We start from the raw sequence: 19,878 nt of genomic DNA on the forward strand, positions 1-19,878 counted from the left end.
TGACGAAAACGCCCCGCTGTCCCGGAGGACAGCGGGGCGCCGCAGTGTTTGGGGTGGGGTCTCAGTCCGTACGGCCGCACGTCCGAGACCCCACACGCTCAGTATGCCGGGTCAGCGTTCACCGTTGGGTGAGGATGTCGCGGTTGGCCGGACCGGATGGCAGGCATACCCGCACTCATGCGGACCGCCAACGTTGAGGCAGTCGCCGTTGCAACCGTGGCGGCAATCGCTCGGGTCATCACCAGGAGCAGCCAGCTCGCCCTCGGGCAAGAGCTCGCGGGCCAAGGCTTGCCTCTCCCGTAGCCGTTCCTGCTTGACTGAGCGTGGCCCATTGCAGCAGGAGCAGGCCACCCCGTACCAGACCTGGCGGCCCAACATCCGCGCCATCACGACCCCAGCATCTCGCGGCACTCCCAGCACGGCTCCGCACGAAGTCGTCCCGGCCTCCAGAACACAACGACCGCCCCCAGCGGGGGGGGGATGACCGCAGCCACCGAGGGGTTGCAGTTCTCATCCGCTCCACGAAATACGCGAGGCAGCCACCAGCGGGTGAGATGGGTCGGCGACCACCACATCAATCGGCCGAACAGGATGAACATCACGCCCCGTATTGGCCATCCGCCGACGGCGCTCTTCGCTAGATCGACGAGTTGAACGCCGCCACCGCTACCCGGTCTACGGCTGGGCCGTCAGGCAGGACGCGCTCCAGGATGGCGTCGACCTCCGCACCACCCAGCTGGGCGAGCGGCACGCCCCGCAGGTCGCGGATGACGATCTCCTCAACAGGCATGCGAGACCTTTCGGGTTATGGCCATAACAAAACCGTCTGTTTCGGCGGAAGGCCTGGCATTTCAGGCTTCTCAGAGGTAACACCAGAGTAGTACCCATGAACGTGCCGTGAATGGGAGCCGAAGGCCCTCCGCAACACCAGCATGGGGTGTCGCGGAGGGCCTTCAACATCCTCAAGCCGCATGAAAAAGGGGCCGAGCGGCCATGCCTGGCGACTCGACCCCGTGCAGCATCAGGGTACGTCAGGCCGCCAGATCGTAGGCGCCCTTCGGCTTGCTGGTCTGCCGGATGAACACCGCAACCAGCAGCCCGACGAACGTCATCAGGCCTGCGGTCTGCTCGTCCGTGGCGTGCCAGCCGAACGTCACCGCCAGCGAGATCGCGGCCTGAGCGGCGCCGAGAATCGCCGCTTTGACGGAGCCGCCGTTGTCGATGCTCCGGGTGGTGAAAGCCACCCACACGCCAGCGATAGCCAGCACCAGGGCGTTGACCACAGCGACCTGGGCGGTCGTCCACGGCAGCCAGAACGCGGCAGCGAGCTGCACGCCCGACGCGATCAGGGAGGCGTACAGGGCAGGCTCGCCCGTCAGCTCATTGTTCGGCGCTGTCACTCGTCCACGACCTCACCCGCGACCAGCTTGATCGTCGCGGTACCGGCAGGTACGACGTCGATCGCCTCGGTCACCTCCAGGCCGAGTGACGGGATGCTGGCCTTCAGCACCGCCGAGCCCGGAGCACCGGACACGACCTCGCATGACCGTGTGTCTGCGGACACGTTCAGGGTGGTGACGGTCGGCTCGCTCGTCGACCACTCGACCGTCTCGACCGTGTCGTAACCGGCCGCGTCCGCGGTGTCCGCGGTGTAGGTGACCTTTTGGCCAGTGTTGAGCTGCATGTTCGTTCCTCCATGGGGTTCGGCTGGAATGCCGGTGACCTCGTCGACGACAAGGCCACGGATCAGGTGGATTCGGGCGGTACCGAGCAGGTACGCGGTGAACACGTCCGCGGTATGGCGGGCGGCGAGCTCCGCTGCGGCGACCGTGGCCGCACGGTCCACACCCGGCTGGAGCCGCAACGGCCCATGAAGAGCCACCGCCGCAGTGAGAGCTGTCTGCCGCGCCTCGAGCACGCGGTCGGGTGAGGGCATGGGCGACCTCCAGGAGTTGGGCAGGCGCCCGAATGCGGGCATCAAAAAAGCCCCGACCGACGGTCGGGGCGAACGAGAGCGGGCTCTACAGGGCGAACGGCTCGCCCGTCAGTGTGGTGAACGCCTGGCCGAGCCCTGCCAGGTCCAGCCCGGTCGGCGTCCTGCCTGCGGTCGACAGCCACTCAGGGCTGATGGCCACCCACGCCTCCTCGACGTAGCAGCGCCACCACGCGGTCGTCATGCTCTGCACTCGCCCCCACGTCACCGCCCGCAACGACCGGGCGGAGACGTAGCCGACGTTGATCGCATGGCCGCCCGCGATCGGACTCCCCGGGACCGGCGACCACGAACGGCCCTGCTCGAACTGGGCCAGCGCCGAGGCGGGCAGGTTCGCGCCGACGTAGACGTGCCCGAACAGGTGGAGAGCGGCCCGCACCTCGCCCAGGTCAGCCGGGTTCACTGCGGCGAACGCGACGATCCGGTGGCCGCCGACACCGACTCGCCGCCAGTAGCCGAGCACGTCCTGCATGACGGCGCCCTGGTCCGTCTCCGGCCGCGCCGGGTCATAGCCCGTCACCGCCGAGTAGGCCCTGATGACGTCCGCCTCCGTCACGGTGACTGTGGCGCCCCGCCCGTACCGGGTCCACGCCTGCACCATGTGGCCGGCCGCGGCGACCGTGCAGTCCCCCACCTGGTCGTTGGCGTACATCGGCCAGCCGGTCACCTTGGACAGATAGTCGACCACCGGCGGCACCGCAGGCAACGCCCTCAGAAACGGGGCCAGCTTCAGCCGCGGCGCCTGCTCCTCCGGACGCGGCGGGCGTCGCCCCAACCGCAGCCCCGCAGGCTCCGGCGTCTGAGACATGTCTCTCCTCATCAGTTCGTTTCGTCAATGAGCCCTCGCAGCTCGTCGGCTGGAGCAGCATCGTCGAGCTCCGGTTCTTCCAGACGCTCGATCAGCCGGCGGCGCCATAGCAGCCACAGCACGGCACCCCAGATCACGGCAGGATGAGCTTGGTCCAGGTCTTCGGCCCGATCTCCTGGTCGACCTCAAGCCCTTCGGCCTTCTGGAACTCGCCGACTTTCCGCGCCATCGGCTCGGCGAACTCCGTGTCGTCGTACACCTTCGGGTCCAGGCCGCGCCCGTGCGAGATCAGCAGGTAGAACGCCCTCTTGACGGCGGTTCCTTTCGCCCCCTTCTTCAGTAGCGGCAGCTTGTCCACGAGTTCCCCCATCAGGTCCTTCTCGCTGTCCTCATATCGCGGGTTCCAGAACCCTGCGATCACAGATGAGCCCCTCACTCGGCGTTTGCAGGCATCGCCGGTGTTCGCCTCGATGGTCTGCGCCCGGCCGTCGCCGAGGTTTCGCTCGACCAGGCCGACGTGGTCAATGCGATTGATGTCGTTCGTGCCGTCCCAGTCGAAGAACACGATCGCGCCCGGCTTCGCGTAGGCCCGAATGTTCGCCGCAGTGCCTGCATGCCACAGGCCGAGCCGCTCCCCGTCCTCGGCATGCCACACCGTGTAGGCCCGGTCCTGCACAGGCAGCACCGCGTCGGCGTTACCGGACTCGCGCGCCCACTCACTGATCGCTTGATCACACCACGGCGCAGTCAGGTACTCCTCGCCATGCCGGGCGGCGTACCCCCGCGTGATCTCATTCGGCCGGCCAGACAACCCCAGATCTCTGCGTGCGGCGGCGAGCATCGCCTTCGCGGTCACTCTTCACCTTCGCCTTCGTAAATGCCCGTCGCGGGATTCAGGACGTAGCCGAGGCCCGCGAGGACCTGCTCCTCGTCATCCTCGGTCGGCCCCCACTCGCGAAGGTCAACTCCCTCGACGACCAGGTCGGCTTCGGTCTTCTCAGTCATCGGGGATCCTCCTCGTTGAGTCGTTCTTGCCAGTCACGCCGGTACTTCAGGAACGTCGCCAGCATCAACGCCAGGAGCGTGTCCCCCACTGCGGCGAGGAACAGGCTGGCGATCGTGTCAGGGGCAGCGACGAACGTCGGGGTACCGCCGCGGAGCAGCACCACGATCACGGCTTTCACGTACGCCAGCCACGCGACGAGCACGAGCCCGTTGACGATCAGCGATGGGCGGCGGATCGGCCACTGCGGGCGGAACCTCATCAGGAACCACGTCGATGGAATCAGCCCGCCCAGCTGGAGAACCCACCACACGGTAGCGGCCATCACCGTTTACCTCCCGCTACAGCCCATACCAGCAGCTCAGCGAATCCGTTCGATTCGTTCAGGTGCGCAAGCCTTTCCTCTAAAGCGCGGGACTCCGCTGACTTTCTGCAGGCCCGTTCGAAATCCTCTTCAGAGCGACGGCACGACTCCTTAGCCCGTTGCTCCGCCTGCGCCACTTCTGGCCGGACCTGATCGGTGCGCCGTCGCCATGTCATCTTGTGATCTCCGCCTGCCGGTTTTTCAGGTCAGACAAAAGGTGCTCAGCCGTACGGGCAGCTTCCAGAGCTGCCGCGTTGGCGGTGGTGGACTCCAGATGCCAGGCCTGCCGGGTCTTCTCATGCGCGGCCTGCTCAGCTTCCAGGGCCTTGATGAGCCGCTGGACCTCTTTCTCAGTGCGGTCCATCGTCGGCTTAGGGACGACCAACCCCCTGAGGAACAGGACCAGCACCAGTCCAGCGAGGCCCGCGTTGAGGAGCACGCCGATGATGTTCGGGTCCTGCATTCAGCCTCTTTCCTCTGCTTCGGGATGGCGTGTCGGCAGGGTGAAGCGTGGAGGGGGGCGCCGCCCTCCACGGGGCCACAGCGGACGGCACGATCAGGGGGCGAAGCCGAACACACGCGGCCCGGTCTTCGCCGCTGCCGCCCGTTGGGCGCTGTCTGTGCGCTGGAGCAGCCACTCGTCCCTGGCCCGGCGTGCGGCTACCCGGGATGGATCCAGCCGCACAGCCAAGATCGCAGCGAGTGGGGTATCCGGCACCGCTATATCGAGGTTGGGGATCTGCACGCCCAACGCCTCAGCTTGCGCGGCGAGGTCGAATACGCGGGCCGCTACCGCGCCCTGCCTATCCTGCAGCGACGCAGGGGTGAGGGTGTAGGCGTGCTCGCGGACCGCGGCGGCGTGCGCGAGGAGCACCTCTCGGCGCGTCTCGTACGGCAGGCGTGGATCGCCCGGGTCGGGCAGGTCAGCGATGGTCTGCATGACCGCTACGGCGCCCGGGTCCTGCCAGGCCAGCGGATCGTCCGGGGAGGGGACACGTAGATGCAGCAGCGTGTCGACGATAACGTCCGCCTCGTCCGGGTCGAATCCGAACCGGGCGGCCATAGATTCCAGGCGGGCATGCGGAAGGATCGCGATGTGGTCGCCCGGGTCGGTGTCGGTGCGCCGGTCGGGGTAGTGCAGGTGGATGCCCCACATGGGGTGGACATCGTCGGCGTCGGCCCGCGTCTCCGGGCCGTGCTGGAAGCTGTAGGAGGCCTCGCTGTGGTAGATCAGCCCGTGCTCCACGAAGGTCCTCCTGTCAGTGCCGGAACGAGCACAGGTAGATCGCAACCGACGTGGCGGTTTGCCACCTGATCTCGAAGTTGCTGGTGTTGGACGCGGTGATGCACCACGCCATCGACGCCCCGGTCCCGGACCGCAGCCCCACGATCGGCCCCATATTGGAGTCCATGCTGGCGGGGTAGAACACCGTCGCCCCGGTGAAAGACCCGCCGAGGGTGACGCTGCCCCACAGCAGGCCGGCGTTGGACGGCAGGGAGGCGAAGTCGTCCCATTGGCCGAAGTGGCGGCAGATGTTCTGGCCGAACCGGAAGTAGTTGCCGCCGAACCCAAACCGGGCCTCATCAGCGCCCCAGAAGGCGAACGAGCCGCCGCCGGATTCCATACTGACCTCGTCGGAGGCGAGCGTCAGTGTCGACTGGTCGCCGCCGGAGGTGCCCGAGTACAGCTTCAGGATCGCCTCGCCGGAGCCGGCTTCGGCGACGACCCGCGTGGGGTTGGTGCCGGACCCATCGGGGTCCAGCCAGATCTCCGGGTTGGTTGCGCCGTCGGGGTTGAGGGTGATCTGGCGGGATCCGGTACGGCCGACGACCAGCGGGCCGCTTTCGACTCGGTTGAACGCGGGCCTGCTGTTGAGGCTGGTGCGGATCTGTTTGAGCTCCAGTTCGACCGCGCGCAGCCGCACCATGTAGTCGTCCGGGAACGGCGACGACGAGATCACGGCTCCATCTCCTCAGCGAACGTCAGCACGCACTCCTCCTGCGGCTTGTTCCGGTCTGGTGGGGTGACGGCGATGCCGATCACCCGCCAACTCTTGGAGAAGCTGGGTGAGCCGTTGATGATCGGCCACCAATCATTGGTGAGCACCAGCCGCACGTAGTCGCCCAGGTTGACCGGCGAAAATGCCGTGTTCGCAGGTAGTCGAACGCTGGCTTGGTGGATGCGCATCGCCCCGGCCCTGTTTGCGGCCCACCAGGCGGCGTAGTTGTCCAGGACTGACTTGATGCCGATCTTGTTGTAGTCGTGAGTGCCGTCCGTCCTGGGCCACCCGGCGTCCAGGTAGTCCTGCGCAGGGACAATGTCGCTCAGCAGCGGCGAACTCACGTTGGTGATGTCGCTGTTGACAGAGTCGCCGCGGACCTGCCACTTGGTGGCGGCCTTGAGCGCGTCGATGCTCTCCTGCCAGGAGGTCACGTTGCCCGGCTGGGCAAACACGTGATTGCTGGTAATGCTGCCAAGCTGCGGATACCCCCACACCCAGTGCCGCGTACGAACACCGGTACCGGGGTCCACGCTGGTGTGGATCGTCCACTCGAAGCCGTTCTCCGAACGGGCCAGCTCGACCAAGCGGTCGCCGTACGAGCGCCCATCGGCTGCCAGCACGATCAGGTCCCGCGGGACCCCGGAGGCGCCGGACTGCAGTTGCAGGCCGATGTTGGCGTAGGCGTCGGTCTGCATGTGGGTGATGAGCTGGCGGGCGATCTGTACCTGGTCAACGCCGGTGATCTCGCCGATGTCGGCGCGGATGTCGACGTGGGCGAGGTAGGACTCCAACCCCGCACCCTGCAGCTCCACGGTGACGTTGTCGCGGCCCCGCTGGGAGACAACGGCCTGCCAAATGAGGTAGGTGCCCCAGATCTGGCTGCCCCGGTAGACGTGCACCACAGTCCGGCCTGGGCCGGTGGTGAGTATGTCCGGGTGGCGCGGCACGATCCGCGCAACCTGGTTGGCGATGTCAGCGTTGGCAATCTCGACTGACGCCCTGAACGTCCCCGGCTCGATGATGCGCCGGTCGTAGGTGACGTTGTCCAAGGTCAGGTCACAGATGTAGGCGTCGGTCAGCAAGTCGCAGAACACGTACCGGTACGGAACGACCTCCGCAGGCGCGTCGGCCACGGGACCTCCTCGGGTGAGAAGGGCCCGCAGGCCAGCCGTGATCAGGTCACAGGAACGCGCTGCGCCACTGGATCTCGGCGCCGTTGGAGCCGCCCGAGGAGGCCGAGTAGGAGATGACGTTGGTGCCGGAGGTGAGGAACCACGCCTCTGGCGGCACGCTGACCGCCGACAAGGCCGACATATGGTCGGCGCCGCCGAGAGTGACTGCGCCCTCGTTGGTGTCGATCTCCAACCGCTCATTGGCAAGCAGAGTGATGTTGAACGCCAGGAGTTTCTCTGTCGTGAGGTTCGCCAGGCTGGGGCTCGTCGCCGGACCATTGATCCGCACTATCGGGTGAGAGGCGGTATCTCCGGAGTTGACTACTGCGGCCGAGGAGCCGTTGGCCACGACCGCTGAGACGACCGTCGTGTCATACCGCCGGGGGTCGGCGCAGGCGATCAGCACCGACACGGCAGGCTGCCCCACCGACCAATCCGAATCGAGCACTATGTCCCGATCGATGACCGCGCCGCGGGCAAGCAGCTGCTCCCCGTAGGTGCGGATCACCAGGTCGGTTTCCTCGGGCCCGTCGAAGATCCTCGTCGCGGCGCGCATCTCCCGCACCAGCGCCTGCACCTGAGTGGGGTCGTCAGCGGAGTTGAGCCGCATTTTGATCGTCACCAGCCGCTGCTGGGCGATCTTCCGACCCACCCAGGCGCCATGCCGTTGAGGTCTCAGCACGTTGCCGTTATCGATGCTGGGCAGCGACTCCCACCCGCTGATCTCCTGCACCCGGATCCGGTCGGTGCCCCACAGCACACCGCCGAGCTCGACCTGTCCGTCGGCCTCGATCAGGTCGCCCGGCAGGATCGGCACGGTGATGGACGGCAGCGGTACTCGGGCCAGAGCTGCGACAGTGGTAGCCAGGATCGTCGCGCCAGAGACGAGGGACGGCGCTGGCACCGATGCGACCGCAGCCACCGAGGCCGGGGCGACGCTTTGGCCTGTTGACACCGTCGGTGTCGGCACCGCGGCGACCGCCGCCACCGCGGCTGGAGAGGCGATCGAGATGGAGCCCACCGTGACTGTGGGCGCCGGCACTGCGGCCACCGCAGCCACTGCAGCAGGAGCAGTCGCCTGCCCCGTCGACACCGTCGGTGCTGGCACCGCGGCGACCGCCGCGACCGCGGTTGCGGCGACGCCCGCACCGGCCGTCACTGTCGGCGTCGGCACCGCCGCAACCGCCGCAACAGCACTGGGAGTGGCGGTGGTGGAGACGCCCGTCGGTGCCACCATGACCGGCCCCGCAGGGCTCCAGGCAATACCTGGGCCGTCCTCAGTGGTGGCGCCGGTCCCGCCGGACAGCGTCGCCCCCGCGCCGGAGTAGTCGACGGTGGACGCCCGGTCGAACGGGTGCCAGCCGCGCAGGTTCGCGGCACGCCGCGGCTGGTAGGTCCACGCCTCGTTTTCCAACTCGCCCTGGCTGAGGGCAGCGCCCCACCATTTGACGGCGGCCACGCATCCGTTCGGCCACTCACCGCCGAAGAAATCGTCTCCGATGCGCCACGTGTCGTGCATCACGCTGGCAGGGCCGTCGCTCCAGGTGGTCACCGTGCTGGAGGTATCGGTGAGCGCCCGGGTGACCATGACGCCATTGGCGCCGTTCACGGCGACGCCGATGTAGTACCAGACGCCGACCGTCAGCGCCCGAGTGCCTTTGGTGATGCTGGTGACGTCGTTGTCGTTCGCGAGAAAGGAGAGGGTGGTGCCGTCGCTGTCGGTGCGCAACATCGTGAAGCCCAGGCGCGCGCCGCTGTCCTGGTCGAGTGACCACACGCTTGAGTACGTATTACGGTCAGTGGTGATCTTGAACCAACAGCTCACCGACCACTGAGACTGCGCGCCCAGACTGATGGTGCGGGTATACGACTGGCCACTACCGCTGAAGCGAACTGCCACAACTCACCCCGCTCAGGTGTCGGAGTAAGACAGCTCGGCTTCCAGCCAGATGGCGTCGCCGGTCATCGTGTCGGACCCGTTGGAGCCAATCCGCGACAAGCGCAGCCACACGATGTCTCCAGCCGCCGCGGAGTCCAGGTTGGAGATGGTGACGCTGCACACGTGCACCCTCTGGCCGGTGGTGCCCAGATGTGTGTCGTCGACTGTCTGAGCGGTGGCGAAGCTCTTGGTCTCCGCATCCTGCGAATCACTGTCGGGCGTGATGCAGGCGATGGCCGCCTCCCACCGCACCACTCCCGACGACGCGGTGTCGGCGTACCAGGTCAGGCTCAACGTCAGGTTGCCGCTGCCGTAGTTGACCAGGCGCCGCTTGAAGTAAGCCCGTTCATCGGTCGAGGCGTCGTAAGCCAACCCGGTGACTGGAAAGTTCGTCCCGGCGTTGCGCTGGTAGGCGGGGAAGCTGGAGGTCGCGAGGACCGCTTCTTCCGGGGACAGGAGATGCCGGACGGTACCCACAGGCGCCTCCAGGAATCAGGAGTTGGGCATAAAAAAAGCCCCCACGACCGTGAGGGATGGATCGAACAGAATCGATCGACATCGAATTCAAATAAGTCCACGAAGTCATTCATGGATTTATTTGAACCTATGGCACGAGGTCCAGATTGAACACGCCAGCAGAATTCCACGTAATTAGGAACGTACCTGAAACCGTGCTGAAATCAGAGCCGAAATTAATTAGCACAATTGCGTTATTTCCGGCCAGTGCATCAGCGTAGATCAGGGCCCCCTTCGCCGTAATCGTGGAGGAAGTCCACTGCATGTTGTCGGCAGCCCATTTAATGGTTCCCGTCGGCGACTCCGACAGAGCCGTGCCGGTCAGCAGCTGCCCACCTGCGGTGTAGCCCGCCCCCGAAGACTCTCCCGAGTTATACGGGCTCACCCCATAGGCCGTGTCGCTGGAGAAGTTCGGAGTGATGCTGTTGGTGAACAACGCGATTTTGTGATTTTCCGCGTCGAAGTCCACCGCGAGTTGGGTTGTGTCGAGGATGTCCGTCCACGTGGCGACGAACAAGCCGCTTGCGCTAAGCGCCACGTCAGCCTCCCGCTCTTACGGTCTGAGGCATCACCGTCTGGGAGCCTGGAGTCGCTGGGGCGAGCATCAACTCGGAATCGGAAAGTTCCTCGCGGGCGTCGTTGAGCGCCTGGCTCGCGGCCCGGTGCCTCGTCTTCGCGGCTGAATCATCGGGGCTGCTTCGATAGGCCTCCTTCGCCGCCTGAGCTTCCTCCTCCAGTTCAGCGAGGCGCTCGTTGTGCTCGGCCAGCTCACGCAGTTGCTGGGCGCGTTCACGGCTGGACATCGCGCACCTCCCGCACCCCGCCGGCGCGCACCAGCGGCGCGTTGATTCGCACGTCCTGGCCGGCGTCCACACCGGACCGGCCCGTCGAACGAACGCGGACCCGGTTGCCGAGCTCGTCCTGGCGGGTCTGGTAGGCCTGGCCGACATAAGGGCCGGACTCCAGCCGCCCCTCGGCCACGACCCGGCTGCTGCGGGTCCGGCCGCGGGCCAGGAAGGAGATGCCCTTGCGGCGCATCCGCTCCCCGAACGTCAATTCCTCGGGCATGCCGAGACCGCCTCTCGTCGAGGGTGGAGGAATGGGAAGGCCCCGAGCAGGTGCTGCTCGGGGCCCAATGGGTGAGGGTCAGCCGCGGCCGTCGACCCGCATGCTGATCTTCGCGGCGACCATGTCTATATCGGCCTGCTCGCGTACCTGCATGCTGTCGATGTGCACTAGCGGTGAGGTGCTCCCCGAAGTGCCTGAGCTGGGGCCCACGTAATCGCCGCTGTTGGATCCGGCGACCATCGTGACGACCTTCGGTGAGGACTGCACCGGCTTGCTGACCTTGGAGGGATTCACCACACCTTGGACCGGGGCCGACACCGACGACGATCCGCCGACCATGTTGATCTGGATCTTCTGCGCTGCTGCCTTCTTCGCTGCGGCGGCGAGCGCGTTGTCGATCCCGACCAGGCCCGCCAGCGACGTGCCTGCCGACCCGATGCCCTTGGCGGTCTTGCTCTTCGTGGCCGTCGCCGAGATCGCGGTGCCGATCTTGCCCGTCGCGCTCTTGGCCTTCGCCTTCGCCGCGGCGGCCGTACCGATCTGCCCCTCAGCCGCTGATGCCACCGCACCAGCACCGGCCACCGCACCTGAGAGCCCCTCTATCGCGGACGTCAGGGCGGTGAGCTGAGTGCCGAGCGTGTCGGTCATCTGCTGCAGAGCCGACGTGACCGACCCGGCATCGCCGAGCGTGGAGGTCAGCCCATCAGTCGCAGCAGTCAGCGAGCTCGTCAGTGACGACGAGGTGGCATCCAGGCTGCTCTTGAGGTCGGAGATGCCGGTGACCGTGACCGTCGCCTGCCCAGACGCTCCCGACAGGCTGCCGCCCGTCCACGCCGGAGCCGACGAGGCGGCAGCGACCTGCTGCGGCACCACCGCCATCCCCATGATCCCTGCGGCTTCGTTGAGGATCTGCAGGCCGCGGCCCCGCTTGGACGAGTCGAGCGGGATGAACGCCTCCCACCCGGCCTCGCCATAGATCACGTCAGGGCCTGATCGACCGCTGATCATGTACGGCGACGTCGCGATCATCGCCTGCGGGCTGGAACCCGCCGACCGGATCCCGCCTTGAGCCATGTACTCGCGGCCGTCGGCATTCCACACCCCGCCGTACGCCCCCAGCTTCGGCTTCGCCTTCGGCGCCGCGACCCCCTCAGGAAGCGCAGCGGTGGCAAGGCCGTACTTCCGCAGCAGCCCTACGATCTTTGCTTCCGCCTGCGACGTATCAGCCGTAATCTTCATCGGTGGTGGCGACTTCAGCTTGGCCGCAGCTTCCTTCACATCGTTGATCTTCTTGGCGGCCTTGTCCGCCTGATCCCGGCTGATGCCAAACTTCTGCGCCAGCTCATACACCTGCTCGCGCGCCGTCTTCGACTTGCCCGCCAGCTCGAACAGCTTCGGAATCTGATCCTCGAATGCCTTGCGGGCATCGTCCGTTTTGCCCGTCAAGATGCCTTGGGCGTTGGCCGTCTCCGCGACCTTCTTGGCGAACTCGTCGAACTTCTGCCGGGCCAGCTCGGTCGCTTCCCGCTGTGAGGCGGTCTTGCCTTTGGTGGTGTCCATCGACCCGCCCGCCGCATCCAGCGCCCGCTTCACGTCCTCATAGGAGCCCTGCAGGTCGGCGTTGACCAACGCGGTTTCCGCATACTGCTTACGGGCGTCGGCGATCGTGGTGTTGGTGCCGTCGAGCGCGCTCTTCACGGCGTAGGCATCCTGAGTCAGTCCGCGGGTGCCGTAGGCGAAGGCCGCCCCCTTGCCGATGACGCCGTCGAGGTTGACCCGGTGCTGATTCAGCTGGGCGTTCACCTGGGCTATCGCGTCCTTGTTACCCAGCGCCGCCGACCGCAGCGTCTCCAGGTTGATGCCGAGCTTGCGCGCTGCCTCGGCCGCCCCGCTGTCGATGAGCCCTTGGCCGATCTTCTCCTTGAACGCCTTCGACATTGCGCCCTGCGACTCGCCCAGCGCCGACGCCAGATCCCGCACCTTGCCTGCGGCTTCCTGGTTGGCGAGAGCGAACTCGCCGAGCACCAGGGCACCCGCGCCGACCGCCAGACCCCACGGGCCGCCGGCGCCAAGCATCCCGGCCAGACCGCCCAGCTTTCCGCCGATACCGGTCTTGCCGGTGCCTGCTGCGGTGCCGACGTCGTTCATGCGGTCACGGAGACGGCCCAGAGCGTCGACTGCGGCGTTGATACCCTTACCGGTATTCACCGCGACATACACCGCGCCGACCGCCAGGGCGATGCCCTGGATGTGCTCGGGGCTCATGCCCGCCGTGAGCTTGGCCAGCAGGGACAAGCCGCTCAAAGAGCCGACGCCGAACGGCGCCAGCGCCTCGACCACGTGGCCGCCCGTGGTCGCCACATCCTTGAGGGTCTGCCAAATCTGCGGGCCGTTACGCTGCACCTCCGCCATGAAGCTACGGAAGTTGGAGTCAGAGCCCAGGCCCTTGCCCCACTTGGCGAATCCCTCGCTGATGTCCTCGACGTTGCCCAGCAGGTCCCGCCCGTACGGCAGCAACGCCTGAATCGTCCCGGCGAACCCCTCGAGCACGTTGCCACCCGTGTGGCCCAACCTGGTCAGCGCGCCGGGGATTTCGGTGTTGATGTCGTTGAAGAAGTCCGTCCAGAACGGCCCGCGCAGAGACTTCTCGGCGTCCTGGCCCAGCGTGGTGAGCGCCTTACCGGCGCCGCTCACCCCAGGCCCGATCTTGTGCAGGCCAACGACGATCAAATCCATGCCTTGGCTGATTGCCGGGAAGACGTCCGGCTGTAGCTCCCGCTGCCACGTCAGGTACTCGTCGGAGAACGCCTTCACGTCCTTGGCCAGCGCCCGCTCGGCCTTGCTGAGTTCGGCCATCTTGGACGCCGCTCCGCCGCTCCCGCCAGCCGCGGCTCCTGCCTGCTCCATCGCGGCCTTAGCCTGGAGCTGTTCCAGCTTCAGGCGTTGCGTCGCGCGGAGCTGATCCCGCTGCGACTTGATCACTGCGGCGTTCGCCTCGGCGACTTTCCGCTGAGCGTCACCGACATCACGTTGTGATCTTGCTACTTCCTGAGCTGCCGCGGCGGCATCGCGCTGAGCTGCGGCTACGTCTCTCGCGGCTTGCGTCCGGGCGTCGCCGACCGCGCGCTCGGCATCTGCCTCGCGACGAGTCGCTGCCTCAAGGGCTTCCTTTGCAGCCCGGACCTCGTCGGAGCCCTCGACGCCCTGTTCGTTGGCTTTCTTCGCCTCGGCGGCGAGGTCGGCGTTGGACTCGCGAAGCCGCTTGAGGTTGAACTCCGCCTCGCGCAGGGCCAGCTCAGCCTCATCCTTGTCGGTCTGGCTTGCACCCGATCCCGGCTGAGTGACTCGGGTCAGGTTCTGCTGGGCGCGGCGGATACTGAGCTGGGCGCGCTCCTCGGCCAGCGCCCCGCCTTCGGTCGCCAGCGCCAGGTCTTCAAGTCGCTCCTGCGCCCGCTCTCGGGCCCGCGTTAGATCCTCAACCGCACGCTGAGTAGCGCGATGCGCCTCTGCGGCAGACCGCTCGGCATCGACAATGCGTCGTGATCCTGCCGCCGATACTTCGCCGACCCGTGCAGCCGCTACCCCAGCAGCCTCCTGCGACTGCCTGAGTGCGTCCTGAGAATCCCGAACATCCCGTAATGCGTCTTTAACGCCCTGCTGGGCTTTCTTTACAGCTGCAGCGGAGTCTTTGACTCGGTCCTGTGCTTCCGCGAGACGAAGCGCCTTCGCCGCAGCGTCAGCAGCCGACTGGGCGGCGCTCTTCATCGCTCCGCCCGCACCGCCACCACCAGCAGCCGATGCCGTCTGCTTCAACGCCTCATTGACCCGCGTCAACCCCGGCACCGCCACCGCGGCGAACCCGCCAGCACCGGCGCCAGCCGCGGCAAACGCCGCACCTAGGCCAGCGACACCGACACCGATCGTCAGAGCGGCTGGCAGGGCAGCTAGCGCAACGCTGACAGTGGCGATGCCCGCGAGGGCTCCAGCAACATCAGCGGTGACGTTCACCTTGGCCGTACGACCATCGACCTTGGAAATTTCACCATCGACGGCGCGTAGTTCTGCCAGTGCGGTGCTGATATCAGCGTTGACGGCGATGTTCGCGTTGCCACGTTGGAGCCTCGATAGATCCCGTTCGATCTGCGCCAGCTCAGCACGGGCAGCCCCAGCATCGATGTCAATACCGATGCGCTTCTCCGTCAACCGCTCCATCTGGGCTCGGAGCTTCGCGAACTCGATCTCTGCCGGAGTCGAGTCTGCATCGATCTCGATCTTCGGCAACGCCTTGGTTGCGTTCTCCAGGCGCCGCCGAAAGCTATCGGCATGAGCCCCGGTCTCGGTCATCTTTCGACCGAGGTCGACCGTCTCCCTCTTGGCCGCCCCCATCCCGGCAATGAAGCCAGCGACCTTGGCCCGCAACTCGACCGAAACAGAACGGTCAGCCACGACTCACCGCCCTTCAGGTCACAGAATGAGTCGTTTAGGCCACACGTGCCCTTGCGGATGTGGCACCATCGCGAGCGGATCGGGGGCTATCCACAGGAAGAGGTCCCATGACCGCTAAAGCTCTGGCCATCGTCGCGGCCGTAATCATTGGTGCAGGCGCGCTCGTCGGCTTGATCCCCGTCACATCCGAGGGCGTCAATTGCGGATCAGCCTTCGTCAAGAGCAACGACGCGTTGGTGTCGGATCTGACACAGTCGATGTCCGGCAAATCGACCGACACCGTCTCAGCTTGTACGGATCTGCGCAGTCTTATCCGGATCCCGGCGCTGGTCCTCCTCCTGGGAGGGATGGTTGCGCTCGCGGGTGCCGGCATCGTCGACAGCCGGCGCCAGAATCTCACAGCGACCGATTAGCCCTGCTCGATCGCTGTGTAGAAGAGTGCTTGCTCGTATTCTGTCTTGTGCTTAGCGCGTTGCTCTTGTGATCTTGCAATCGCTGTACATGCATGGCAACGGAACGGGTGGGGCACCGTGTAGGTGCGGACGGGTTCCCCGTCTCGCATCTCCGTCGTCTCCGACAGCTGCAGTCCGCATTGGGGGCACTGGTCGGCTTTCCAACGCAGGTAGGCCATGTGCCAGGCCACATCCTCGTCGGTCCACTCCGGCTCCGAAGTGGTCTCGGAGTGGGTGACGTGGTTGGTCTCGCCTCGGTGGTAGATCGTCGTAACCAGCGGCACCCGGCCGAGGAGTTTCGACCGGGGCACCCCCATGGCGTGAGCTACCGAGAGCTCTTCTTGGAGCCGCTGAGAACTGCGGATGCGGCGTACGAGAAAGGGACGTCGATGTCCGCCTTGTTCACCTCGTAGGACGCAGTGAACAGGGCGTCCCACTGGGCCTGGGTGAGCGACTCGGCGAGCTGTCCCGCTTCGTCCACAGTCATCTTCGGCTCAACCGCGCATGTCGCGACCAAAGCGACGCTGAAGGTGTCCCAATCGACGTCGCCCCGCTTGGAGTCATCCTTCGGCGGGTGCGAGGCCACCAGGTCGCTGTAGACCTTGGAGGACAGGCCCTGGAAACGGAACACGACCGTGTGCTCCCGCATCCGTGCTCGCAGTTCCTGGATCTGCTGAGCGATTGCGGTCGCCATCGGATCTGTGTCACCAGCCAGGGTTCCCGCCTCGACGGGCTTCTCCTTGGCGACAGCAAGGTCTCTTTCGAGGTCCTCGAACTCTGCCACCAGGTCGCCAGCTGTGCAGATGGGAACTGTCTTCTCCGGCCTACGGATCGACCCAATGATGTCTGCGATCGGTGAGGTCTTGGTCGTCATCAGGCCGCCACCGTCGCTTCCCTCAGGTACGGGCCGGAGGGGTACAGGTTGAGCATGGCGCGGTCGTAGGTCTCAGCCTCGGGCGCGACCTCGGACGGCTCGCCGCAGGTCACCGTGTAGATGGCGATCTTGTCTCCGGCTGCGTAAGCCGTGGTGTAGGCCACCCCACGCCGCACCACGAGGTAGCCAGCAGTGCCGTTCGTCATGACCGACCACATGCGGTCAGACGAAGGCGAGGAGTCTCGGAAAAATTCCAATTCGATCTTCGCCTTGGTGCGGCCCGGCCCTTCGAAGGACTGAGTCGACGCGAGAGTGTCGCCGGTCACCGCGCCCTGATCGATGCTGATCTTCAGGCCGGATGCGGTGATCGTGGTCTCGCACACCACGATGCCCACCGCGGTCAACTCCGCCACGGTCGGCGCCGCCAACGACGCCACAGCAGGAACGAACGTGCACTTGGTGTTGCCGTCAGAAAGCCGCTTACTCAAAGTAGTCACTCCTTGTGGAAGAGTTGTTTTTGCGCCTCTTTGCTGCTTGCAGGCGGCGGCAAGCGCGACAGCCGCGGGACCTCGGTCGCTTAGGCGGCACGTAGGTGTTGGCGACCGTGAAGGCGTGACCGCGAATGCAATGGGTCTTGCGTGCGTTGATCGCCGAAGGTCCTTCGCCGCGCAGCACATTGACTGCGGTCGGAACCGGGTCGAAGTGCCACGGGTTCACGCAGGCCCGATTGCGGCACAGGTGATCGATGTCAAGGCCATCGGGGATGTCGGTCCGAAAGAACTCGTAGGACCAGCGGTGTGCCGTGCCACCAGCGAATTGGCCGTAACCCGAATCGGGGTGCGGCTTGTCCCAGAGCCAGCAGCCGCGATCATCCTCGCCAGCAATGTGATCGAAGAATCGGCGTTCCAGCGTCAGTCCTTCGGCGTCACCGGAGCGCCTGGCCCGCTTGTAGTGCATGAGGCAGTGGCCGCCGCCAACCGCAGGCCGCTCGCATCGCGGTACCGTGCAGATTCGGCGAATCCGGATCGTCTCAGCCGGGCCTGGATCACCGGTCTTCTTCCACCGTTTGAGGTGCATGGTGCAGAAGCCGTTGGCGCGCGACAGGCTGTCGCATCCTTTTACGGCGCAGGGTTTGCGGACTCGGGGACCCGTTTCGGCGTTGCCGACGTCACCGGTTCTCTGCCAGCGCCGATAGTGGGTGGAACACCAGCCACGACTTTTTACTGGTTCTGGGCATGCGGGAACAGAGCAGATACGCTCAGACACGTCGATCTCCTGTGAGGATCGGCCGCGCCCGGGACCGTTAGAGCGGTCGCCGGGCGGTTACTTGCCGGTGGGCTTAACCCGCTCGGGCTTGGGAGTGGTGAGCCCTGCTGGCTGCGACTGGACGACCTCGACGGACTGCGCGGGAGCAAGCTCACCGCCCAGCACTGTGGGCTCCTCGCCGGGGTCGGGAACCAGACCGAGGATCGTGTAGCCCTCTCGGTGCTCCCAGAAGGGACGAGCAGAGGCATCAACCTCGAACTCGTTGCCGTACTCGTCACGAATACGGAGGCTGGACATGCTCAGCCCCTCACCACGTAGTAGGTGACCGAGGTGGTCGCCGACCACGACAGGGCGATCAGCCCGTCGGCGGGGTCGGCCCACTCGCGCAGCAGCTTCACGGCCTTCGTAGCGCCATTGGCGATCGCTCGGACCGGGTCCGGGTTAGGTTCGCCGTAGCTGTTGTTGCCGGGCACGGCGATAGTCAGGTTGATGGAGCTGCCGCCGCCGTTGGTGACGATCAGGAACAGGTTGTCGTCCGGGGTGATCTTGTCGCCGGATGCAGCAGAGCGGGAGGTCAACGCGGTCCCAGCGACCGTCATTGCCTCCGCGGGGTAGGTAGCCATGCGGGCTCTCCTCAGGGCATGCCAAAGAGCCCGCGCACAAGGTGTGCCGGGCTACGAATCGGGTGGGTTAGGTCGGTTCGGACCTGAAGTGGAACTGAACGACGCCGTAGTGCACCGGGGGCACAACGGCGTCATCCCGGCTGATCGGCTGGTCCAGTGGCATTCGGTACACCGGGTAAGCGGCCCGGCCAGCCACTACCGGGGTCACGCCGATCAGCGCAGTCCTGACGGCGTCCATGACCCCTATGGCCTGGTCCTGGGTGGCGCCCACCACAGTGATCTGGAACGAGAAGTCGAAGGCGTCGTGAGTCTGGGCCAGCGACGCCGCGTCGTCCCGCCCGGTGAACGGGTACAGGACGGCGTAGCCCGTGAACGTGCTGGTCCCGGGGTTGCCCGCCCAGCCCCCGCCCGCGGGCGCCTTCCCCCGGTCTACGAGCACGCCCGCCGCGGTCAGCAGAGCAACGATGCCGTCGGCGTGTGGCCGAGCCGTTGCGACGGTCATTCTTCGAGCACCCGGCCACCGATGGATTCGATCGCCTTCACGAACGGCTCTACCGCAGCCTCGAACGCGGGCCCCAGGTATGGCTTGGGCGCCATCCGGCTGGTGCCTAGCTCGACATATCCGCCGTAATGCGCCGTTGGGCCAGCTACGAAGCCCAACTCGTCGGCGTCGAAGTCAACGCCGATCGAGGACTTCAGATTGCCGGTGTCGACTGGCACCAAGTTCTGGGCGCCGGCCACCGTGTCGAACCCAGTCTTCTTGACTGCGGCGCGGGTCATACTTTCGACGCGTTCGGTGGCGTTGTCGAAGGCGACCTCCAGTCGGGCGATCTCGCTGAAGTCAATGTCAAGGTCGTCACTCATGGCACGTCCCTGTGGGTGATGTCCTGGCTGCAAGTGAGAACCCGCTCCCACTGCTGGGTGCCGCCCCCGCCTACTGTGTCGGTCACCTGCAGCAGGCGGCCCGGTAGGAGTGGGTCGGCTGCGGCGAGGACCTCCACGATGTCTCCCTCCATGATCTCCGGGGTGTCCCATCGGACGGCGATCTGGTAGTCGGTGATGCCGATGCGCTGGTCGCCGACGACCGGGTTGCTGATGCCGCCCGGCGGCGCGATACGGCACGGCCCCCGATACACCTCGGTCGAGGTAGGCGGGTGCCATACCCCAGCCCCGTCCAGGGTGCCGCCGCCCGCTGCGGGCCGGGTGATACGGCAGGTGCCGGTCTGGGTGGCGGTCGCGGTTGGCCGGTGATGTTCGCTCCACCGGGCGTGGATAGGGGTGTGGCCAGCGAAGGGCATCGTTCACCCCTTCCGTTGCCGCGCGTCAGGCGCGCTACCGCAGGTGGGGCACA

Annotated in this window: 27 protein-coding genes; 1 reads left to right on the forward strand and 26 read right to left on the reverse strand. The window is 66.2% G+C overall.

All coding sequences use genetic code 11. The features are described 5' to 3' along the window. Positions 1–637 precede the first annotated feature (637 nt). The 18 genes from fxsA to AB0395_RS41200 all read right to left on the reverse strand — a co-directional run bounded on the left by fxsA (position 638) and on the right by AB0395_RS41200 (position 15,312). Complete coding sequence (fxsA, locus tag AB0395_RS41115; protein ID WP_366291443.1) at positions 638–790, reverse strand: FxSxx-COOH cyclophane-containing RiPP peptide; 153 nt, start codon at positions 788–790, stop codon at positions 638–640. A gap of 241 nt (positions 791–1,031) precedes the next feature. Next, positions 1,032–1,400 (reverse strand): hypothetical protein, encoded by a 369-nt coding sequence (locus tag AB0395_RS41120; protein ID WP_366291446.1) that lies wholly within the window; start codon positions 1,398–1,400, stop codon positions 1,032–1,034. Continuing rightward, entirely contained in the window at positions 1,397–1,936 is a 540-nt protein-coding gene (locus tag AB0395_RS41125) for a hypothetical protein (RefSeq protein WP_366291449.1), read from the reverse strand. Before AB0395_RS41125 ends, AB0395_RS41120 begins: the two co-directional genes overlap by 4 nt. An 85-nt stretch (positions 1,937–2,021) precedes the next feature. After that, positions 2,022–2,801, reverse strand: coding sequence for a hypothetical protein (locus AB0395_RS41130; RefSeq protein WP_366291452.1), 780 nt, complete (start codon positions 2,799–2,801; stop codon positions 2,022–2,024). A gap of 11 nt (positions 2,802–2,812) precedes the next feature. Continuing rightward, the gene (locus tag AB0395_RS41135) at positions 2,813–2,938 is read right to left on the reverse strand and encodes a hypothetical protein (RefSeq protein ID WP_366291455.1); all 126 of its coding nucleotides are present in this window, start codon (positions 2,936–2,938) and stop codon (positions 2,813–2,815) included. Then, positions 2,935–3,657, reverse strand: coding sequence for a CHAP domain-containing protein (locus tag AB0395_RS41140; protein WP_366291459.1), 723 nt, complete (start codon positions 3,655–3,657; stop codon positions 2,935–2,937). Before AB0395_RS41140 ends, AB0395_RS41135 begins: the two co-directional genes overlap by 4 nt. After that, complete coding sequence (locus AB0395_RS41145; RefSeq protein ID WP_366291462.1) at positions 3,654–3,806, reverse strand: hypothetical protein; 153 nt, start codon at positions 3,804–3,806, stop codon at positions 3,654–3,656. Before AB0395_RS41145 ends, AB0395_RS41140 begins: the two co-directional genes overlap by 4 nt. Beyond that, positions 3,803–4,129 carry a hypothetical protein gene (locus AB0395_RS41150; RefSeq protein ID WP_366291465.1) on the reverse strand — a complete coding sequence of 109 codons (327 nt, stop codon included), beginning with the start codon at positions 4,127–4,129 and terminating at the stop codon, positions 3,803–3,805. Before AB0395_RS41150 ends, AB0395_RS41145 begins: the two co-directional genes overlap by 4 nt. A 211-nt stretch (positions 4,130–4,340) precedes the next feature. Then, positions 4,341–4,631 carry a hypothetical protein gene (locus tag AB0395_RS41155; RefSeq protein WP_366291468.1) on the reverse strand — a complete coding sequence of 97 codons (291 nt, stop codon included), beginning with the start codon at positions 4,629–4,631 and terminating at the stop codon, positions 4,341–4,343. A 93-nt stretch (positions 4,632–4,724) separates the two neighbouring features. Beyond that, positions 4,725–5,414, reverse strand: coding sequence for a hypothetical protein (locus tag AB0395_RS41160; RefSeq protein ID WP_366291471.1), 690 nt, complete (start codon positions 5,412–5,414; stop codon positions 4,725–4,727). 13 nt (positions 5,415–5,427) lie between these two features. Beyond that, positions 5,428–6,129, reverse strand: coding sequence for a hypothetical protein (locus AB0395_RS41165; protein WP_366291473.1), 702 nt, complete (start codon positions 6,127–6,129; stop codon positions 5,428–5,430). Further along, the gene (locus AB0395_RS41170) at positions 6,126–7,304 is read right to left on the reverse strand and encodes a hypothetical protein (RefSeq protein WP_366291476.1); all 1,179 of its coding nucleotides are present in this window, start codon (positions 7,302–7,304) and stop codon (positions 6,126–6,128) included. Before AB0395_RS41170 ends, AB0395_RS41165 begins: the two co-directional genes overlap by 4 nt. Before the next feature lie 46 nt (positions 7,305–7,350). After that, positions 7,351–9,243, reverse strand: coding sequence for a LamG-like jellyroll fold domain-containing protein (locus AB0395_RS41175; protein ID WP_366291479.1), 1,893 nt, complete (start codon positions 9,241–9,243; stop codon positions 7,351–7,353). Positions 9,244–9,255: 12 nt separating this feature from the next. Beyond that, complete coding sequence (locus tag AB0395_RS41180) at positions 9,256–9,759, reverse strand: hypothetical protein (protein ID WP_366291482.1); 504 nt, start codon at positions 9,757–9,759, stop codon at positions 9,256–9,258. Positions 9,760–9,886: 127 nt separating this feature from the next. After that, on the reverse strand, positions 9,887–10,336 hold the full coding sequence (locus AB0395_RS41185; RefSeq protein ID WP_366291485.1) for a hypothetical protein: 450 nt from the start codon (positions 10,334–10,336) through the stop codon (positions 9,887–9,889). A 1-nt stretch (position 10,337) separates the two neighbouring features. Next, positions 10,338–10,601 carry a hypothetical protein gene (locus AB0395_RS41190; protein ID WP_366291488.1) on the reverse strand — a complete coding sequence of 88 codons (264 nt, stop codon included), beginning with the start codon at positions 10,599–10,601 and terminating at the stop codon, positions 10,338–10,340. Then, positions 10,588–10,866 carry a hypothetical protein gene (locus tag AB0395_RS41195; protein ID WP_366291490.1) on the reverse strand — a complete coding sequence of 93 codons (279 nt, stop codon included), beginning with the start codon at positions 10,864–10,866 and terminating at the stop codon, positions 10,588–10,590. The genes AB0395_RS41190 and AB0395_RS41195 overlap by 14 nt, the downstream gene beginning before the upstream one ends. 78 nt (positions 10,867–10,944) lie before the next feature. After that, on the reverse strand, positions 10,945–15,312 hold the full coding sequence (locus AB0395_RS41200; protein WP_366291493.1) for a hypothetical protein: 4,368 nt from the start codon (positions 15,310–15,312) through the stop codon (positions 10,945–10,947). Positions 15,313–15,419: 107 nt separating this feature from the next. On the opposite strand from AB0395_RS41200, the gene AB0395_RS41205 reads away from it, so the two are divergent. Beyond that, entirely contained in the window at positions 15,420–15,725 is a 306-nt protein-coding gene (locus tag AB0395_RS41205; RefSeq protein WP_366291496.1) for a hypothetical protein, read from the forward strand. Positions 15,726–16,089: 364 nt separating this feature from the next. Here AB0395_RS41205 and AB0395_RS41210 read toward each other — a convergent pair whose 3' ends face one another. The 8 genes from AB0395_RS41210 to AB0395_RS41245 form a co-directional block, all read right to left on the reverse strand. Further along, positions 16,090–16,548: a hypothetical protein gene (locus tag AB0395_RS41210; protein WP_366291498.1), complete on the reverse strand. Its 459-nt coding sequence runs from the start codon at positions 16,546–16,548 to the stop codon at positions 16,090–16,092. Between the two features lie 89 nt (positions 16,549–16,637). Continuing rightward, the gene (locus AB0395_RS41215; protein WP_366291500.1) at positions 16,638–17,126 is read right to left on the reverse strand and encodes a hypothetical protein; all 489 of its coding nucleotides are present in this window, start codon (positions 17,124–17,126) and stop codon (positions 16,638–16,640) included. Next, positions 17,119–17,904: an HNH endonuclease gene (locus AB0395_RS41220; protein WP_366291503.1), complete on the reverse strand. Its 786-nt coding sequence runs from the start codon at positions 17,902–17,904 to the stop codon at positions 17,119–17,121. Before AB0395_RS41220 ends, AB0395_RS41215 begins: the two co-directional genes overlap by 8 nt. 57 nt (positions 17,905–17,961) lie before the next feature. Next, positions 17,962–18,201, reverse strand: a complete 240-nt coding sequence (locus AB0395_RS41225; protein WP_366291506.1) for a hypothetical protein — start codon at positions 18,199–18,201, stop codon at positions 17,962–17,964. 2 nt (positions 18,202–18,203) lie between these two features. Further along, on the reverse strand, positions 18,204–18,527 hold the full coding sequence (locus AB0395_RS41230; protein ID WP_366291509.1) for a hypothetical protein: 324 nt from the start codon (positions 18,525–18,527) through the stop codon (positions 18,204–18,206). Positions 18,528–18,594: 67 nt separating this feature from the next. Next, positions 18,595–19,029, reverse strand: a complete 435-nt coding sequence (locus tag AB0395_RS41235; RefSeq protein ID WP_366291512.1) for a hypothetical protein — start codon at positions 19,027–19,029, stop codon at positions 18,595–18,597. Next, a complete protein-coding gene (locus AB0395_RS41240) occupies positions 19,026–19,391 on the reverse strand; it encodes an HK97-gp10 family putative phage morphogenesis protein (protein WP_366291515.1) in 366 nt (121 codons plus the stop codon). Before AB0395_RS41240 ends, AB0395_RS41235 begins: the two co-directional genes overlap by 4 nt. Beyond that, positions 19,388–19,825 (reverse strand): DUF6093 family protein, encoded by a 438-nt coding sequence (locus AB0395_RS41245; protein ID WP_366291518.1) that lies wholly within the window; start codon positions 19,823–19,825, stop codon positions 19,388–19,390. The genes AB0395_RS41240 and AB0395_RS41245 overlap by 4 nt, the downstream gene beginning before the upstream one ends. Positions 19,826–19,878: the final 53 nt, after the last annotated feature.

Source organism: Streptosporangium sp. NPDC051023 (assembly GCF_040689595.1).
GTDB lineage: Bacteria > Actinomycetota > Actinomycetes > Streptosporangiales > Streptosporangiaceae > Streptosporangium.

Coding starts and splice junctions, on each gene's coding strand:
- fxsA (WP_366291443.1), bottom strand. CDS start 790: ATGCCTGTTGAGGAGATCGTCATCCGCGACCTGCGGGGCGTGCCGCTC.
- AB0395_RS41125 (WP_366291449.1), bottom strand. CDS start 1,936: ATGCCCTCACCCGACCGCGTGCTCGAGGCGCGGCAGACAGCTCTCACT.
- AB0395_RS41130 (WP_366291452.1), bottom strand. CDS start 2,801: ATGTCTCAGACGCCGGAGCCTGCGGGGCTGCGGTTGGGGCGACGCCCG.
- AB0395_RS41145 (WP_366291462.1), bottom strand. CDS start 3,806: ATGACTGAGAAGACCGAAGCCGACCTGGTCGTCGAGGGAGTTGACCTT.
- AB0395_RS41150 (WP_366291465.1), bottom strand. CDS start 4,129: ATGGCCGCTACCGTGTGGTGGGTTCTCCAGCTGGGCGGGCTGATTCCA.
- AB0395_RS41155 (WP_366291468.1), bottom strand. CDS start 4,631: ATGCAGGACCCGAACATCATCGGCGTGCTCCTCAACGCGGGCCTCGCT.
- AB0395_RS41190 (WP_366291488.1), bottom strand. CDS start 10,601: ATGTCCAGCCGTGAACGCGCCCAGCAACTGCGTGAGCTGGCCGAGCAC.
- AB0395_RS41195 (WP_366291490.1), bottom strand. CDS start 10,866: ATGCCCGAGGAATTGACGTTCGGGGAGCGGATGCGCCGCAAGGGCATC.
- AB0395_RS41205 (WP_366291496.1), top strand. CDS start 15,420: ATGACCGCTAAAGCTCTGGCCATCGTCGCGGCCGTAATCATTGGTGCA.
- AB0395_RS41225 (WP_366291506.1), bottom strand. CDS start 18,201: ATGTCCAGCCTCCGTATTCGTGACGAGTACGGCAACGAGTTCGAGGTT.
- AB0395_RS41230 (WP_366291509.1), bottom strand. CDS start 18,527: ATGGCTACCTACCCCGCGGAGGCAATGACGGTCGCTGGGACCGCGTTG.
- AB0395_RS41235 (WP_366291512.1), bottom strand. CDS start 19,029: ATGACCGTCGCAACGGCTCGGCCACACGCCGACGGCATCGTTGCTCTG.
- AB0395_RS41240 (WP_366291515.1), bottom strand. CDS start 19,391: ATGAGTGACGACCTTGACATTGACTTCAGCGAGATCGCCCGACTGGAG.
- AB0395_RS41245 (WP_366291518.1), bottom strand. CDS start 19,825: ATGCCCTTCGCTGGCCACACCCCTATCCACGCCCGGTGGAGCGAACAT.